General features: G+C 62.4%; 14 protein-coding genes. 1 reads left to right on the plus strand and 13 read right to left on the minus strand.

What is annotated here, in order from left to right:
• Positions 1–19 precede the first annotated feature (19 nt).
• The 11 genes from OVY48_RS02015 to OVY48_RS02065 all read right to left on the minus strand — a co-directional run bounded on the left by OVY48_RS02015 (position 20) and on the right by OVY48_RS02065 (position 10,606).
• Positions 20–526 carry a YqaA family protein gene (locus tag OVY48_RS02015; RefSeq protein WP_313921739.1) on the minus strand — a complete coding sequence of 169 codons (507 nt, stop codon included), beginning with the start codon at positions 524–526 and terminating at the stop codon, positions 20–22.
• Between the two features lie 44 nt (positions 527–570).
• Positions 571–1,224, minus strand: a complete 654-nt coding sequence (locus tag OVY48_RS02020; RefSeq protein WP_313921740.1) for a transmembrane anchor protein — start codon at positions 1,222–1,224, stop codon at positions 571–573.
• 19 nt (positions 1,225–1,243) lie between these two features.
• Entirely contained in the window at positions 1,244–1,918 is a 675-nt protein-coding gene (locus OVY48_RS02025) for a HupE/UreJ family protein (protein WP_226018252.1), read from the minus strand.
• Positions 1,919–2,026: 108 nt separating this feature from the next.
• On the minus strand, positions 2,027–5,197 hold the full coding sequence (locus OVY48_RS02030) for an efflux RND transporter permease subunit (RefSeq protein WP_409592946.1): 3,171 nt from the start codon (positions 5,195–5,197) through the stop codon (positions 2,027–2,029).
• Positions 5,198–5,222: 25 nt separating this feature from the next.
• Positions 5,223–6,473, minus strand: coding sequence for an efflux RND transporter periplasmic adaptor subunit (locus OVY48_RS02035; RefSeq protein WP_231472096.1), 1,251 nt, complete (start codon positions 6,471–6,473; stop codon positions 5,223–5,225).
• Positions 6,473–7,756, minus strand: a complete 1,284-nt coding sequence (locus OVY48_RS02040) for a TolC family protein (protein WP_030541586.1) — start codon at positions 7,754–7,756, stop codon at positions 6,473–6,475. Before OVY48_RS02040 ends, OVY48_RS02035 begins: the two co-directional genes overlap by 1 nt.
• A gap of 59 nt (positions 7,757–7,815) precedes the next feature.
• Entirely contained in the window at positions 7,816–8,154 is a 339-nt protein-coding gene (locus OVY48_RS02045; RefSeq protein WP_156029342.1) for a hypothetical protein, read from the minus strand.
• 233 nt (positions 8,155–8,387) lie between these two features.
• Complete coding sequence (locus tag OVY48_RS02050; RefSeq protein ID WP_030541587.1) at positions 8,388–8,582, minus strand: DUF1289 domain-containing protein; 195 nt, start codon at positions 8,580–8,582, stop codon at positions 8,388–8,390.
• Positions 8,579–9,580 carry a CDF family Co(II)/Ni(II) efflux transporter DmeF gene (gene dmeF / locus OVY48_RS02055; RefSeq protein ID WP_313922046.1) on the minus strand — a complete coding sequence of 334 codons (1,002 nt, stop codon included), beginning with the start codon at positions 9,578–9,580 and terminating at the stop codon, positions 8,579–8,581. Before dmeF ends, OVY48_RS02050 begins: the two co-directional genes overlap by 4 nt.
• An 8-nt stretch (positions 9,581–9,588) precedes the next feature.
• A complete protein-coding gene (locus OVY48_RS02060; protein ID WP_030541589.1) occupies positions 9,589–9,864 on the minus strand; it encodes a metal/formaldehyde-sensitive transcriptional repressor in 276 nt (91 codons plus the stop codon).
• Between the two features lie 334 nt (positions 9,865–10,198).
• Positions 10,199–10,606, minus strand: coding sequence for a DUF305 domain-containing protein (locus OVY48_RS02065; RefSeq protein ID WP_030541590.1), 408 nt, complete (start codon positions 10,604–10,606; stop codon positions 10,199–10,201).
• 758 nt (positions 10,607–11,364) lie between these two features.
• Here OVY48_RS02065 and OVY48_RS02070 point away from each other — a divergent pair.
• The gene (locus OVY48_RS02070) at positions 11,365–11,859 is read left to right on the plus strand and encodes a DUF411 domain-containing protein (RefSeq protein WP_037479549.1); all 495 of its coding nucleotides are present in this window, start codon (positions 11,365–11,367) and stop codon (positions 11,857–11,859) included.
• A 54-nt stretch (positions 11,860–11,913) separates the two neighbouring features.
• On the opposite strand, the gene OVY48_RS02075 is transcribed toward OVY48_RS02070, so the two are convergent.
• Both OVY48_RS02075 and OVY48_RS02080 read right to left on the minus strand, forming a co-directional pair.
• Positions 11,914–12,963, minus strand: coding sequence for a copper resistance protein B (locus tag OVY48_RS02075; protein ID WP_231472097.1), 1,050 nt, complete (start codon positions 12,961–12,963; stop codon positions 11,914–11,916).
• Entirely contained in the window at positions 12,960–14,417 is a 1,458-nt protein-coding gene (locus tag OVY48_RS02080; protein WP_313921742.1) for a copper resistance system multicopper oxidase, read from the minus strand. The genes OVY48_RS02075 and OVY48_RS02080 overlap by 4 nt, the downstream gene beginning before the upstream one ends.
• Positions 14,418–14,436 lie beyond the last annotated feature (19 nt).

A 14,436-nucleotide genomic window follows, 5' to 3' on the forward strand; every position in this document is an offset into this window, starting at 1 on the left:
GTGAGACTGGTCTGCAGCCTCATGCGGTCAGATAACCATGCGCCACCATCAGCACTAGATAGCGTCCGGATTTGGCGATCGTGACCAGCAGGAGGAAGCGGGAAAGCGGCGTGCGCAAGACGCCGGCGATAAGCGTCAGGGGATCGCCGATGATGGGCAGCCATGAGAACAGCAGGGAAAGCGCGCCGAACCGGCGATAGCGCCTTTCCGCTTTCGCCATTGCGGTCTCCGAGACCGGGAACCAGCGGGCGCCGCGATGATGCGCGAGAAAGCGGCCAAGCGCCCAGTTGAGTGTTGAGCCCAGCACATTGCCCACCGACGCGGCCAGGAGCAGCGGGACCGGCTCGAACCTTCCGGAAGCCAGCATGGCGAGCAGCAGCAGTTCGGATTGTGCCGGCAGCAGGGTTGCAGCAACCAGCGCAGCCAGAAACAGGCCAGGATAACCCAGCGCGAGAAGATCGATGTCCGGCAGCTGAAAACACTCCGGTAAAACGCATGACGCCGACGATCCCACCGCGCTGTTCATGAGGGCTCGCACGGCGGGATTCGATCGGACGAGATGCAGCGATGTCAGACAACCCGCTTGATCTCACTATAGGCGCCCTCGGTGCGTAGCATGATCGTCACCGGGGCACCCGAACGGTTGCGCCAGAACCAGCCGTGGCTGCCGTCGAATGCGGCGACGAGATCGCCTTGCTCGCCGGTCGACGCTCGGCCCTTGCCATAACCATGATAGGAGATGCCCGGAGCGTCCGCGTGGGTGTCGTAATTGACGTGGCCGCCCTCTACCGACCAGTTGAAGACGACACGGGCGCCCTTACTGGCCTTGAACTTGACCTCCGCGCCTTCGCCTGGCGCAAGTGTCAGGCGCGTCGTGTCGGTGCGCCCATCGGCTTCGCTCGCGAGGGGCACCTTCGGGGGCGCGGCTACCGGTTGCACGCTGCCGCCTGCAGCCTGCTCCACCTTTGCGAGGGCTGGCGCCTGCGCCGCCACTGCATCGGCGGCGGCGTTCTGTGCTGTTTTTTCAGCCAGCTGGACTTTGATTTCGCCCATCTGGGTAAGGCCCAGCGCGCGGCCGGCTCCGGTGGGATCGACACCATATTCCGAGGGCAGAATGACCGCGACGAGAAGGGCGCTGGCGGAGATGGCGGCAACGAGTGTCGCCCGGATCAATTGCCGATTGGTGGGCAGGTCGTCGAGATTGGGACGTTGGGCGTTGAACATGGTCGAAACCTCCTTGAAATCAGGCGACGGCAAAGCCGACGAGCTGGTAGCCGACCAGCACGAAGCCGGCGGCCATCAGGATGGTGTTGGCGGCGAAGGCGTGGCGCATGAAACTTGAGGTCCGGCGCCAGTAGCCCATCAGGATCAGGATGGCGCCGAGCGCGAGAAGTTGCCCGATCTCGACGCCGATATTGAAGGCGATCAGGTTGGCGAGCAGGCCGTCACTTGAAATCTCGAACTCAAGAATCTTTGTCGCCAGGCCGAACCCGTGGAAGAAGCCGAACACCAGCGTCGCGACCTTGGTATTGGGTTGGAAGCCGAACCAGCGCTGGAACGCGCCAAGATTGTCGAGCGCCTTATAGACAACCGACAGGCCGATGATTGCGTCGATGAGATAGGCGTTGGCGCTGATCCCCATCAGCACGCCGAACAGCATGGTCGTCGAATGGCCGATCGCGAACAGCGTCACGTAAAGACCGATGTCCTTCATCCGGTAGAGGAAGAAGATCACGCCGAACAGGAACAGCAGATGGTCGTAGCCCGTGACCATGTGCTTGGCGCCCAGATACACGAACGGGAGAAACAGGACGCCGCTGCTTTCCTGGATATAGCCCTTGTCGCCTTCCGCGACATTGTGGGCGAACGCCTCGACCCTGAGGCAGAAGGAAAAAGCAAGCAGCCCGAGGGCGATCATCAGCCTGCTTCGTGAGATATGCTGGGTAAGGGTTGCGTATAAGCTCATCGGAGAACTCCTTGGCCGGTCTCTCGCGCGCCGCCGGGCGCAGGCGGGAGCGGCAACGGTTCAGGCTTGCGCGAGGGACGTATCAGCGGATGGGCGTTCGTCTTCACGGCGCGCTTCGCGACCGTGGACGATGCGATAGAGTGCGGGCAGCACCAGCAGCGTCAGCAAGGTCGAGGAGATGATGCCGCCGATAACGACAGTAGCGAGCGGACGCTGTACCTCCGCGCCCGCGCCGACATTGAACGCCATCGGCACGAACCCCAGGCTCGCCACCAGCGCGGTCATTAGCACCGGCCTCAGCCTTGTGAGCGCGCCTTCGCGTATCGCGTCCTCAAGGCTGTTGCCCGTCTCCCGGAGCTGGCGGATGAAGCTCAGCATGACCACGCCGTTGAGCACCGCCACGCCCGAGAGGGCGATGAAGCCCACGCCCGCCGAGATGGAGAGCGGCATCCCGCGGATCAGCAGTGCCGCCACGCCGCCGGTCAGCGCCAATGGCACGCCCGAGAAGACGATTGCCGAATCCCTGGCGGATCGGAACAGCCCGTAGAGCAGGCCGAAGATCAGCAGCAGCGCGGCAGGCACGACCAAGCGCAACCGCTCGGCTGCCGAGATCAGTTGCTCGAAGGTGCCACCATAGCTGACCCAATAGCCGGAGGGGACTTCGACTTCCGCATCCACTTTTTGTTGAAGCTCCTCGACGAACGAGCCAAGGTCGCGCCCGCGCACATTGGCGGTCACGACGACGCGTCGCTTGCCGTCCTCGCGGCTGATCTGGTTGGGGCCGATGACGACCTCCACTTTCGCCACGTCGGCGAGCGGTACGAACCCAAGCGGGTCCGTGCCATTGCCGGCCAGCGGAATTCGCAACCGGCCGATCTCGTCGGCTCTGCTTCTGATGTCCTCGGGCAATCGCACGATCACCGGGAAGCGCCGGTCGCCCTCGAAGATCCGGCCGGCTTCGCGCCCGCCAATGGAGACAGCCACAACGTCCTGAATGTCGCCGATGTTGAGACCGAGCCGCGCCAGCGCGGCCCGGTCGGGCGTGATCTGCAAGACGGGCAGCCCCGTCACCTGCTCGACGCTCACATCCTGCGCGCCTTCGATGCCGCTCGCCACGCTCTCGACAGCCTGACCTATCTCTAGAAGCTGGTCGAGATCGTCGCCGAACACCTTGATCGCGACATCCGCCCGGACCCCGGACAAAAGCTCGTTGAATCGCATCTGTATGGGCTGGGTGAACTCATAGTTGTTGCCGGGAATCGTCGCGGCTGCCGTCTGCATCTCGCGAACCAGCTCGGCCCTGGGTTTCCGTGGGTCCGGCCAGTCCTTGCGATCCTTGAGCATGATGAACGTGTCGGCGACCGAAGGCGGCATCGGATCGGTCGCCACTTCGGCCGTGCCGATCTTCGAGACGATCCGCTCAACTTCCGGGAACTGCTTGAGCCGTGCTTCGAGCGTTGTCTGCATCCCGATAGCTTGCGTGAGGCTGGTGCCGGGAATGCGCAGCGCATGGAGCGCGATGTCGCCCTCATCCAGATTGGGGACGAACTCTGATCCCATGCGCGTTGCGGCAAAGCCCGCTATGGCGACCAGCACCACCGCGCCCGCGACGAACGCGACCCGCAGCCGCAAGGCGGTGTCGAGGGCGGGCGCATAGAGTTTGCGTGCCCAGCCCATCACGCGGCTTTCCTTCTCCTCGACCTTGCCCGTGACGAACAGCGCGACCGCCGCCGGCACGAAGGTGAGCGAGAGAATGAGGGCGAAGGTCAGCGCCATGACAACGGTGATCGCCATCGGGTGGAACATCTTCCCCTCGACGCCGGTCAGCGCGAAGATCGGCACATAGACCAGCGCGATGATGAGCATGCCGAACAGCGACGGGCGGATGACTTCAGATGTCGCGGAGGCGGTTAGAGCAAAGCGTTCTTCACGGTCGAGCAATCGTCCCTGGCGGTGCTGCGCCTCGCCGAATCGGCGCAGGCAATTCTCGACGATGATGACGGCGCCGTCGACGATCAGGCCGAAGTCGAGTGCGCCAAGGCTCATCAGGTTGCCCGACACACCCGCGCGCACCATGCCGGTGATGGTCATAAGCATGGTGACTGGGATCACCGCCGCCGTGATGAGTGCCGCACGGATATTGCCGAGCAGCAAGAACAGGACCACGATCACGAGCAGCGCACCTTCCGCGAGGTTCTTCTCGACCGTCCAGATCGCCCGCTCGACGAGATCGGTGCGGTCGTAGATCGGCACTGCCTTCACGCCCGCTGGCAGGGCCTTTGCAGCTTCTTCCAGTCGCTCGGCTGCTGCCCGCGCGACGATCCGGCTATTCTCACCCGCGAGCATGAACACGGTGCCGAGCACCACTTCCTGCCCGTTTTCAGTCGCGGCGCCGGTGCGCAGCCCCTCACCCATGCCGACATCGGCGACGTCGGCCACGCGGATCGGCACGCCGCCGCGATTGGTGACGATGATCGACTTGAGATCGTCGATACCCGACGCTTGGCCGGGCACGCGGACAAGATACTGCTCGCCATAGCGCTCGACATAACCGGCGCCGACATTGGCGTTGTTGCGGCCGAGTGCCTCGACGACATCATTGAGCGTGAGGCCATAGGCGGAAAGCCGGTCGGGCAGCGGGGCCACATGATATTGCCGCTCATAGCCGCCGATGCTGTTGACCTCGGTGACGCCCGACGTGTTTCTGAGTTGCGGCCGGATCACCCAGTCCTGCAAGGTCCGCAGGTCCTCGGGCGTATAGCGGCCGCCGTCGGGCTTGCGTGCGCCGGGGGCTGCCTCCAGCGTGTACATGAAGATCTCGCCGAGGCCCGTGGCGATCGGTCCCATCTCGGGTATGACGCCTTCGGGCAGCTGGTCGCGCGCGGTCTGGAGCCGTTCGTTGATGAGCTGGCGCGCGAAATAGATGCTGGTGCCGTCCTCGAACACCGCCGTCACCTGGGAGAGGCCATAGCGCGAGATCGAGCGGGTGTATTGAAGGCCCGGCAGGCCGGCGATCGCCGTCTCGACCGGGAAGGTCACGCGCTGTTCGGCTTCCAATGGCGAGAAGCCGGCCGCCTCGCTGTTGATCTGGACCTGAACGTTGGTGATGTCGGGTGTGGCGTCGATCGGCAGGCGCTGGAAGGCCCAGACGCCGATCGCGCAGAGCAGCGCAACCATGGTCAAAACGGCCCAGCGAAAGCGGATCGCGTTGGAGATGAAGCGTTCGAACAACGCCGAACGGACGGGCGTTTCGTTCTCAGTGGTCATGGCTGGCTCCCGACTTGTCGATGTCGGCACGGATCAGGAACGCGCCATCGGTCACATATTCGGTGCCGGGTTCAAGGCCGCCGAGCACTTCGGTCCATTCGGGCGTGCGGCGCCCGATCTCCAGCATTCGCACTTCGTAGGTGTTGCCAACCTTGGCATAGACCACCTCGAAGTCGCGAAACCGCTGAATCGCCTTGGTCCTCACCGCAAGCGGCACTTGCGCTTCGGCCACGGCAAAGGAACCCTCGACGCCCATGCCTGGCCGGAATTCGCGCGACGCACTCGGCGGTAGATGGACATGCGCCATCATCGTCTGGCTGGCGACGTCCGCGGTCGGCAGAACGGCTTCTACCGGGGCGTCGAGCTTCGCATCGCCGGAGAGACTGCGAACGTTGACCCGCTGGCCGACGCGTACGCGCTCGGCGTCGCGCGGATAGACGAAGAACTCGGCATGAAGCCGGGTCGGATCGGCGATCACGAACAGCGCCCTATCGCCGGTGGTATCGCCGACATTGGCGTTCTTCTCAATGATGGTGCCGCTGATAGGGGCCGACACGGCATAGGTCTGGAGCGAATGGCTGGATTCGACACGCAGCAACGCCTGTCCCCGGTTGACCCGATCGCCCAGCTTGCCACTCATCCAGACGATTTGGCCGGGAAGCCGGGCGCGCACATCGGCCTTGCCTTCGGGTGTGATTTCGATGCGGCCGCCCATGTCGATCAGCTCGGCCACCGTTGCGGGACCGGCGCGCTCGGAGCGCACCCCGCCGGCCTTGGCCGCCTGCGCGGAAATAGTGGTCCGGCCCTCGTAGGACGCGTAAGTCCAGCTGTGCGTGCGCCCGCCTTCGACGGCGCGCACCTTAACGTCGAAAGAGTGGGGCTCGATGACCACGCCGCCGCCGCGCAGATAGTCCTCTTGCGGCGTGAAGGCGAAGCGATCGACCTTACCGCCGAGGCGCGACAGCTCGATGGCAAGCTGGACGTCACCTGGCGCTATCGGCTTGCCGTTCCGGTAGGCATAGACGTGGAACTGGGGATCGACACCCTCCTCGAAAATCGTGATCTCGACCGCGAAATCCCCGTCGCGCAGCATTCGCCCGCGATGCGGCCCGCGCTCATAGTCATCGGCGGCAGCGGCCGCCTGGCTTTCGCCCGCCTCCTTGGTGGCAGGGGACTCGCCACAGCCGGCGAGCAGCGCAAATGCGAGCATCGAACCCGCAGACAATAGGAATCGTGTCATCAGCGGTTCTCCGCGCTGGAAAGGAGGGAGGCATGACGGCCGGTCAACCGATCGAGCCGGGCGCCGCGAAGATGGAAGCGGCGCAGCAGTTCGACCCGGCGGGATCGTGCATCAACGACAGCCTGCTGAGCCTGGTTGACTTCGAGGAAGGTGAACGCGGTGCCGCCACGCGCGAAGCCGTCGCGGACAAGCGTCACCGCGCGCGCCGCGCTTGGTAGCACTTCGCGTTCAATCCAGGCGATCTCGGTGGCAAGCGCCGCGCGTTCGGCAACAATCCTGTCGATTTCGCGCCCGAGCTGTGCCCGCGCAACGGCAAGTTCGGCTTCGGCCGCCTGTGCTTCCGCATTGGCGCGCGCGACATTGCCGCGGTTGGCGGTGCGGTTGCCGAGCGGGATCGAACCCCCGACTATGATCGCCACATCATTGCCCTGCCCGAAATGGCGTAGGCCCACCCGCGCGCTGGGGTCGCCGACGCTGCTTGCCTCCGCAAGGCGGATCTTTGCCCCGGCGGCGTCCCGCTCGGCGGTGAGCAAGGCGAGTTCGGGGCTATCATCCCCCGGGGGCCGGGATGGCTCCATAATAGTGAAAGGCTGGGTGTCGAGGTTGTAATCGCCGCCGGTGGCTCCCCAATAAGAGGCGAGCGTCGTGCGGGCGATACGGGCATTCTCGCGTGCTTGATCCAGTGCGATCCGAGCTTGCGCCACAGTGGTTCGCGCTCGTTCCGCCGCGAATAGAGGATCGAGAGCCCGACCTACCCTGCGGTCTACTTCACCTTCTACCTGCCGCGCCCCAGCAAGGCGCTGGGCGGCGATCGGGATAGCGGCTTCGGCTGCTAGCGCCTCAACCCATGCAGCCTGCACCTGGGCGAACAGATCAAGCATCCGCAGGCGATTGCGCTCGGCGGTGACGCCAAGTTCCGAGCGAGCAGCGCCAACACGCGCTTCACGCTTGCCGCCGCGCTCCCAAGTCCGTTCATACCAGGCGGTCGCCTGCGAACGCCCAAGAGCAGAATACGGGCCGGTGCCGGTGAAGTCCTCTACATCGACGCCCACGACATCTCGTGGCCGCACATCGGCCTGGGTAATCGCGGCATCGGCGGCTTGAATTCGCGCGGCATTGGCTGCCACGGCGGGATCGCCAGTGGCGACCCTGGAAAGGGCGTCGGATAGACTGAGGTCTTGCGCCACCCCGACGGACGGGTCGGATAGGGCAGCGATAGCCGCGCCTATCGCAAGCGCGCGCCGAAAGCGCACCGGCTGGTGCGCAAAGAATATTGAAAACATGACAATTCGGCCTCACGAACAGGCGTGGCTAAAGCCGCGCCTAATTCGACACGGCGGCTCTAGGTGCGATTTGCGATGGTCTTGGGGGGACGCTCAGGTCCGGGAATCAAAACGCCCGCCAATCGATCGTCGGCTACTGGTGATAGTGACGATGATGTTGGAAAAGCCCCTGCCTGGCCTTGCATCCCAAAGGCAGCAAGCGACGCCCCGGAATCACCATGATGGTGATGCCCAGTGCCGGGCTGATGATCAGGAGCATCTTCCTTGTCGTCCAGATCGGGCTTATGAGGCTCGTGTTGATGGTCGCTGGGTTCTGAAACGATTTTGCTGAACAGTAGATGGTTATGATCGCCCGATGCGTCTGATTGATGCTGCATGCGATCGATGACACTAGCCATGCTGGCGCTTGCGAAGACGAGCGTCAGCCCGATGCACAGCATCGAGAAAAATCTAAGAAATAATGGTCGTGACACCCTAATCACGAGCACGGAGCATAGATTGCCGGCATGATACCGCAAGTGTCATGCGCGGTGCTCTCCAAGTCGAGGCTGCGTGTCATTGATGACATTAACGACAGCATTGACGCAAGGCGTCGCCCTTATCCGGCAGCCGGTCAATCGCAGCGATTCCATCATCGGTCCGGCCTAATCGGCTTCGCCGTCGGGGCGAGCTTGGCAAGGCGTCGTGGGAGGTCCGACGCGATCCGACGTTGTTGATGTGGCTGGCTCTTCTTCCAGGTGCGAATTTCGTCGTTGGTGCGGCCGCATCCCTTGCACCAGCCGGTACGTCCATCGAAAAGGCAGATGTCGATGCAGGGCGACTTCATGGCGACTGCATCTCGATCGTCAGATGGCGAAGCCCGCGGACCGGCTTGAGGCGCTTTTGCACCGTCGTGCGATCCACTGCACCGCCCGCCACTACGCTAACGATACCAGCATGTGCGTCGGGGCCGACGCGCCAGACGTGCAGGTCCGCGATTTGGGCATCGCCGGGCGTTTCGACCAGTTCGCGGATTTCCTCGGCGACATGCTCGTCGCTCCGGTCGAGCAGCACCCAGGCAGTTTCGCGCATCAGCGACCATGACCAGCGGGCGATCACGGTGGCACCGACCACCCCCATCACCGGATCGAGCCACACCCAGCCGAGGAAGCGTCCTGACAGGAGCGCGACGATCGCCAGCACCGAGGTCAGCGCGTCGGCAAGGACATGGACATAGGCGGCGCGAAGGTTGTTGTCCTGGCTTCGCAGCCCAGCCACTGCATGGGTCTCGTCGTCATCGTGCTGGTGTCCTTCATGTCTATGGGCATGTGGCTGCGCATGATGGCTATGGGAATGGCCATGACCGTGATCGTGATCGTGCGAATGACTTCCCGCCAGGAGAAAGGCACTGACAATGTTCACGGCGAGACCGATCGCGGCGATGATGGTCGCTTCGGTGAACGCCACTGTGGTCGGCTGGAAGAGGCGAATTAGCGATTCGACGCCGATGCCGATTGCGATCACGGCGAGCACCAGCGCGGAGGCGAATCCTGCCAGGTCGCCGACCTTGCCCGTCCCGAAGCTGAACCTGTCGTCCGAGGCATGCCGCTTGGCGTAGGAATACGCGATTGCCGCAACACTGAGTGCTCCGGCATGCGTCGCCATGTGGAAACCGTCCGCCAGAAGCGCCATCGACCCGGTGAGATAGCCGGCGATGATTTCGCCGACCATCATCGTTGCCGTCAGTGCCACCACCCACAATGTGCGGCGCGCATTCGCGTCATGCGACGCCCCCAGGAAGACGTGATCGTGAGTGAAGCGATCAATGCGAAAAGCCGCGGTCATCATCGATCCTATTTGGAATAGCGGCGAATAACGGCTTTCAGATCCTCCGACGCTCGCAAGCGCTCGGCCTCATCCAGGCCCACCTTCGCAACATGCTGATCCAGATGGTCCACGATGATTTCGTCGAGCAGGCCGTTCACCGCGCCGCGAACCGCCGCCACAAGGTGCAGAACTTCGCCACACGGCGCGCCACGCTCCAGGCCGCGCTCAATAGCGCTGACCTGTCCTGCAATGCGCCGCACTCGTGCGATTAACTCGGCGCTGTTCTGTTCGGTGTGAGCCATAGGGTATCCCCCTAGCCTATAAAAAGGAGCAACGCCAGAGCCCCCTTTACGACTTCGATATCTCCAATCTTCCAGCCTAGATAAGGTAGGAGATTAGCTGTTGCGGGGCGCCTCGGGCCTGCTGGGATGCCATACGCGAGCATTCGTCGATGATAGAAACGGGCCGCTTGAACTGCGCGCGGATGTCCTCGGCCCATCTCTCACAGCGGGGGCAGCCGCGATCGCGGTGGACTACCACCGGGGGCCCGGCGCTCGCTAAAATTCCTACGAACATGCGGCGAGCGCCGCGACCATTTGCTTTCTTAACGTTAAAGCCCTCCAGTGATAATTATCCTCATTGAGGGCGCTTGCCATGCTCGCGCAGCCAGGCCTGCAACTCGTTGATTTCTTGACGTTGCTCCGCCGAACTCTTGGTCGCCATCTCGCGGATCTTGGCGTCGCGAGCGTCGCGTAGCACGATCTGCGACATCTCAACCGCGCCGCGATGATGTTCGATCATCTTACGCACCCAGGTTTCAGTCGCATCGCTACCAACAGCGCCCATCATGGCACGATGCATCTTCATTTCCGCCGGCGGATAAGGGTTGGCCTGTGTCGGCTGCATCATTTCGGCCATTGCCGAGTGATTCATCTGGCCATGGTTCATTTTGCTGTGATCCATGCCCTGTGGGTTTCCTTGGGCGAGGGCAGGCATGGTGGCCGCGAGTACAAGGGCAGCTGTGGCGATTTGAGCTTTCTTCATCATCGTTCTCCTTTGATGCTCCCGCGCGTCGTAAACGCGCCGAGGCGCAGGTTGCATCAAAATGGAGGGAAAAATTTGTAGTTGCCGAGCTTCAGGGCGGTTTCCGACTAGGCGACAGATGAGGACTCGAATGGCCGGGCTTCCTGGTCGAGAAGCACAAGTGCCCTTACACCAAGATGTCGACCGAGTGCGGCTACCCGATCGTCCGACGTCTTGGGGGCGAGGAGGCAGACGAGCCCTGATTGAGTGTGGATCGGTGTCGCCGATCAACGATGTTTACCCAGCAGGTTCGGGCTGCCTCTCAAGGAACAGACGCCAATCAGCTTGTCCCAAATGCGCTTCCGCAAGGGACGGCGAGACTTCGCGCGTATATCCATCATGGAGACTGAAGGGGAGGTTTTGCCAGGGATGTTGCGTTCGATGGCTTCGGGTCTGTGCAGGACCAAGTTGTCGACTTACGCACGAGAATTACAGCTTCTTAAGAGTAGGTCTTGGATTGTCGGTGGTCAGTTAGCCACCCTCCCTAGCCAATTCCGCCCGGGAGCTTTTGTGGCACGGCTTAACCCACGGCCTGCTTGCAACCGTGACTGCGCCACTTTTATTCGGGGCCGCATCCGACCCGGCCGGCCGCCGGGAGCCCGCGCATCACTTGAGGGCGCTTCAGATCGTGTCCATCGCTACCGCTTTTCAGGGTTGGGCGGGCGGTTGGTTCATGTCTGGCGGCGCTAAATATTTAACATTCTAGAAAGGACGATTAAATGGATAGCCTGCTCTTGAGCCGTCGTCACTTTGTGGGCAGTATACGCGCGTTGGGACTTGTCGCCGCGATGGGCGGGTTGATCAGCGCGTGCAGCGCAGCCGCGCCGGGACCGGTGCCGATCCTTGTACATAAGGATCCAAACTGCGGCTGTTGTTCGGCTTGGGCCGACCGGATCGAATCAACAGGCGACTTCACGGTCAGGCTGATCAATGCGGAGGACATGGCCGCTGTCAAAGCGCGTCTGCGGGTGCCGCTTGAGCTTGCGTCTTGCCACACCACAGTGGCTGCTGGATATGTCATCGAAGGACATGTGCCAGCGGCGGACATTTTACGGCTCCTGAGCGAGAAGCCGTCTGACATAATCGGATTGGCGGTTCCTGGAATGCCCGCGGGTTCACCCGGGATGGAAACGCCAGACGGGCGACGCGACGCTTATGAGGTCGTAGCTTTCACCACCGGTGGTCGCCAGAGCGTGTTTGCGCGGCACGGCTGAAGACCGGTAGAGCATATGGCCAAGGGGGAACCTCCCGGCTCCCCCGCTCCAGCCTCAGAACCAGGCCCGGATGCCAACCACGAAACTCAGATGCGAAACGTCCCCGCCCGCCGCGCGTTCGAAGCGAGCCGTATCGCCGAAAGTCTCATTATATTCCACGCCGATGTAAGGCGCGAATTCCTTGACAATCTCGTAGCGCAGTCGGAGCCCGACCTCCGCTTTTGACAAGCCAGAACCAACACCGATTTCTGGCACGTCCTGCAACGCGAAGTCGACTTCGACCCGAGGTTGAAGGATCAGCCGTTGTGTTATGCGCTGGTCGTATTCGGCCTCGAAACGAGCTGTAAGATCGCCCCTATCGGATAGAAAGAGCGCGCCATCGACCTCGAACCAGTAAGGGGCCAGACCTTGGATACCGACGACCAGATGCGCACGTTCCGGGCTGGGCTCGAAATCATAGCGGATGCCGGTTTGCAGGTTAAACCAAGGGTCAAGCGCATGACTCCAGAGCGCTTGGACCTCAGCCTGCTCGGGCTTTTCTCTGAAATCCGATTCGATCTCTGTTTTCAGCCACAACCGGTCAATGTCGCCGCCATACCATCCTTGGGCACTGATAAAGTAGCCGTCGCGGCCTTTTGTGATGCGGCTCTCCATCTGATCGATCAGGACGTTGTAAGTGGTGATGTCGCCATGCTCGCGACGCAAAATTCCTCGGGCATCGGTCATCACCCCGGTCCCGAATACGGCATCCGCTGCATTGGGAGGGCCGTGGAGCGCGGCGGGGGGCGGTGGGCCAACCGGCGGGTCGGGAATGCCAGGCTCATGACCTTGCGCCGTATGACCTGAATTGGGCTGTGACACCGGCATGCTGTGGCCGGCGTGCGGATCGGGTGCCTCCTGCGCGGGCTGCATCTCGTGTCCTGCATGGGGGTCGTCGGCAGGCTCAGAAGCACTGGCATGTTCTGCGTGCGGATCGCTAGATAAAGTGGTCTGCGCAGGCTGTGTTGCAGTTGCCGAGTGTGCTGCATGCTGTTGGTTGTTGGTCTGTGCGAGTGCCGGTGGTGCAAGCGCGGTGGCGCTAAGCAGGATCAAGATGCGGGTCATGCCGCCTCTCCTTCAAGCGGACGGACGGTGACGACGCGGAACATGCCAGCGTGCATATGAAGCAGCAGATGGCAATGAAACGCCCAGTCTCCTGGCGCGTCGGCGGTGAGATCGAAAGTGAGCTTCGCACCAGGAAGGACGTTCACTGTGTGCTTGAGCGGGTGACTTCCAGTGTGACCGTTTACGACCTCGAAGAAGTGGCCATGTAGGTGAATGGGGTGTGTCATCATGCTATGATTGATCAGCACGACCCTGGCCCGTTCGTTCCGCTCGAAGCGGATCGGCTCTACGCCCTCACTGAACTTTTCGCCATCGAAGGACCACATGAAACGTTCCATGTTGCCGGTCAGGTGAACCTCGACGGTGCGCGTTGGCGCCCGCTTGTCGGGATTTGGCGTGAGCGACATCAGATCCCGATATGTGAGCACCTTATGACCCACGTCCTCAAGCCCAAGTCCTGGGTCTCCGGTCCGGTCGACAGGCGCCATTGCGATTGCGTCGACTCCCACGCCAACTTTGACGGTTGGCGGCACCAGCGACTTGTCTCGCATATTCATGCCGCCCATCGAACCAGATGAGCCATGATCCATTCCCGCCATCGATGCCGTAGCACCAGCCGTTGCGGCGCCGTGCGAGCTGTGGTCCATACCCGCCATTGAGCCATGGTCCATCCCGCCCATGCCCATGTCCTTCATGCTGAGCGTCGGACGGGCGCGCAGGGGCGGAACCGGTGCGGTCATCCCCAGGCGGGGGGCGAACGTCGCGCGACCCATGCCCGAGCGATCGACCGATTCTGCCACGAGAGTAAAAGCGCTGTCCTCGGTGGGCTGGATGATGACATCGTAGGTTTCGGCGTTGCCGATCTGGAACTCCTCGACGGTCACCGGACGCACGTTTTGGCCGTCAGCGTTTACCACCGTCATTGGAAGGCCTGGAATGCGAATGTTGAAGATCGTCATCGTCGCAGCATTGATGAAGCGCAGCCGCACGCGCTCTCCCGGTCGGAATAGCCCGGTCCAGTTCTCTTTCGGTCCATGGCCGTTGATCAGGTAGGTATAGGTCGATGCCGTGACATCCGAGATGTCACTGGGATCCATGCGCATCTTGCCCCACATCAGACGGTCGGACAGTGACATCTTTTCTTCAGGATCTCCGTCGCGCAGCAGGCCCGCCAAGGTCTGCTTCTGGCGATTGAAATAGCCTCCCTCCTGTTTGAGCTTGGTGACGAGCGCATGCGGGTGCAGGAACGTCCAGTCGCTGAGAACGATGACGTGCTCGCGGTCGTAGGCGACCGGATCGGTATCGGCGGGATCGATCACGATCGGACCGTAGTGGCCCTGCTGCTCCTGCAGACCCGAGTGGCTATGATACCAGTACGTGCCCGATTGCTTGATCGGGAATTCATAAACGAAGGTCGTCTTCGGCTTGATACCCGGAAAGCTCACACCGGGCACTCTGAAGCGCCCCGGGTTT

The sequence above is a fragment of the Sphingobium sp. SA2 genome, from assembly GCF_032227065.1.
GTDB lineage: Bacteria > Pseudomonadota > Alphaproteobacteria > Sphingomonadales > Sphingomonadaceae > Sphingobium.

Excerpts from the sequence above, each read along its gene's own strand:
- OVY48_RS02020 (WP_313921740.1), bottom strand. The coding sequence starts at position 1,224 with ATGTTCAACGCCCAACGTCCCAATCTCGACGACCTGCCCACCAATCGG.
- OVY48_RS02035 (WP_231472096.1), bottom strand. The coding sequence starts at position 6,473 with ATGACACGATTCCTATTGTCTGCGGGTTCGATGCTCGCATTTGCGCTG.
- dmeF (WP_313922046.1), bottom strand. The coding sequence starts at position 9,580 with ATGACCGCGGCTTTTCGCATTGATCGCTTCACTCACGATCACGTCTTC.
- OVY48_RS02050 (WP_030541587.1), bottom strand. The coding sequence starts at position 8,582 with ATGAAGTCGCCCTGCATCGACATCTGCCTTTTCGATGGACGTACCGGC.
- OVY48_RS02015 (WP_313921739.1), bottom strand. The coding sequence starts at position 526 with ATGAACAGCGCGGTGGGATCGTCGGCGTCATGCGTTTTACCGGAGTGT.
- OVY48_RS02040 (WP_030541586.1), bottom strand. The coding sequence starts at position 7,756 with ATGTTTTCAATATTCTTTGCGCACCAGCCGGTGCGCTTTCGGCGCGCG.
- OVY48_RS02070 (WP_037479549.1), top strand. The coding sequence starts at position 11,365 with ATGGATAGCCTGCTCTTGAGCCGTCGTCACTTTGTGGGCAGTATACGC.
- OVY48_RS02025 (WP_226018252.1), bottom strand. The coding sequence starts at position 1,918 with ATGATCGCCCTCGGGCTGCTTGCTTTTTCCTTCTGCCTCAGGGTCGAG.
- OVY48_RS02065 (WP_030541590.1), bottom strand. The coding sequence starts at position 10,606 with ATGAAGAAAGCTCAAATCGCCACAGCTGCCCTTGTACTCGCGGCCACC.
- OVY48_RS02045 (WP_156029342.1), bottom strand. The coding sequence starts at position 8,154 with ATGGCTAGTGTCATCGATCGCATGCAGCATCAATCAGACGCATCGGGC.
- OVY48_RS02075 (WP_231472097.1), bottom strand. The coding sequence starts at position 12,963 with ATGACCCGCATCTTGATCCTGCTTAGCGCCACCGCGCTTGCACCACCG.
- OVY48_RS02060 (WP_030541589.1), bottom strand. The coding sequence starts at position 9,864 with ATGGCTCACACCGAACAGAACAGCGCCGAGTTAATCGCACGAGTGCGG.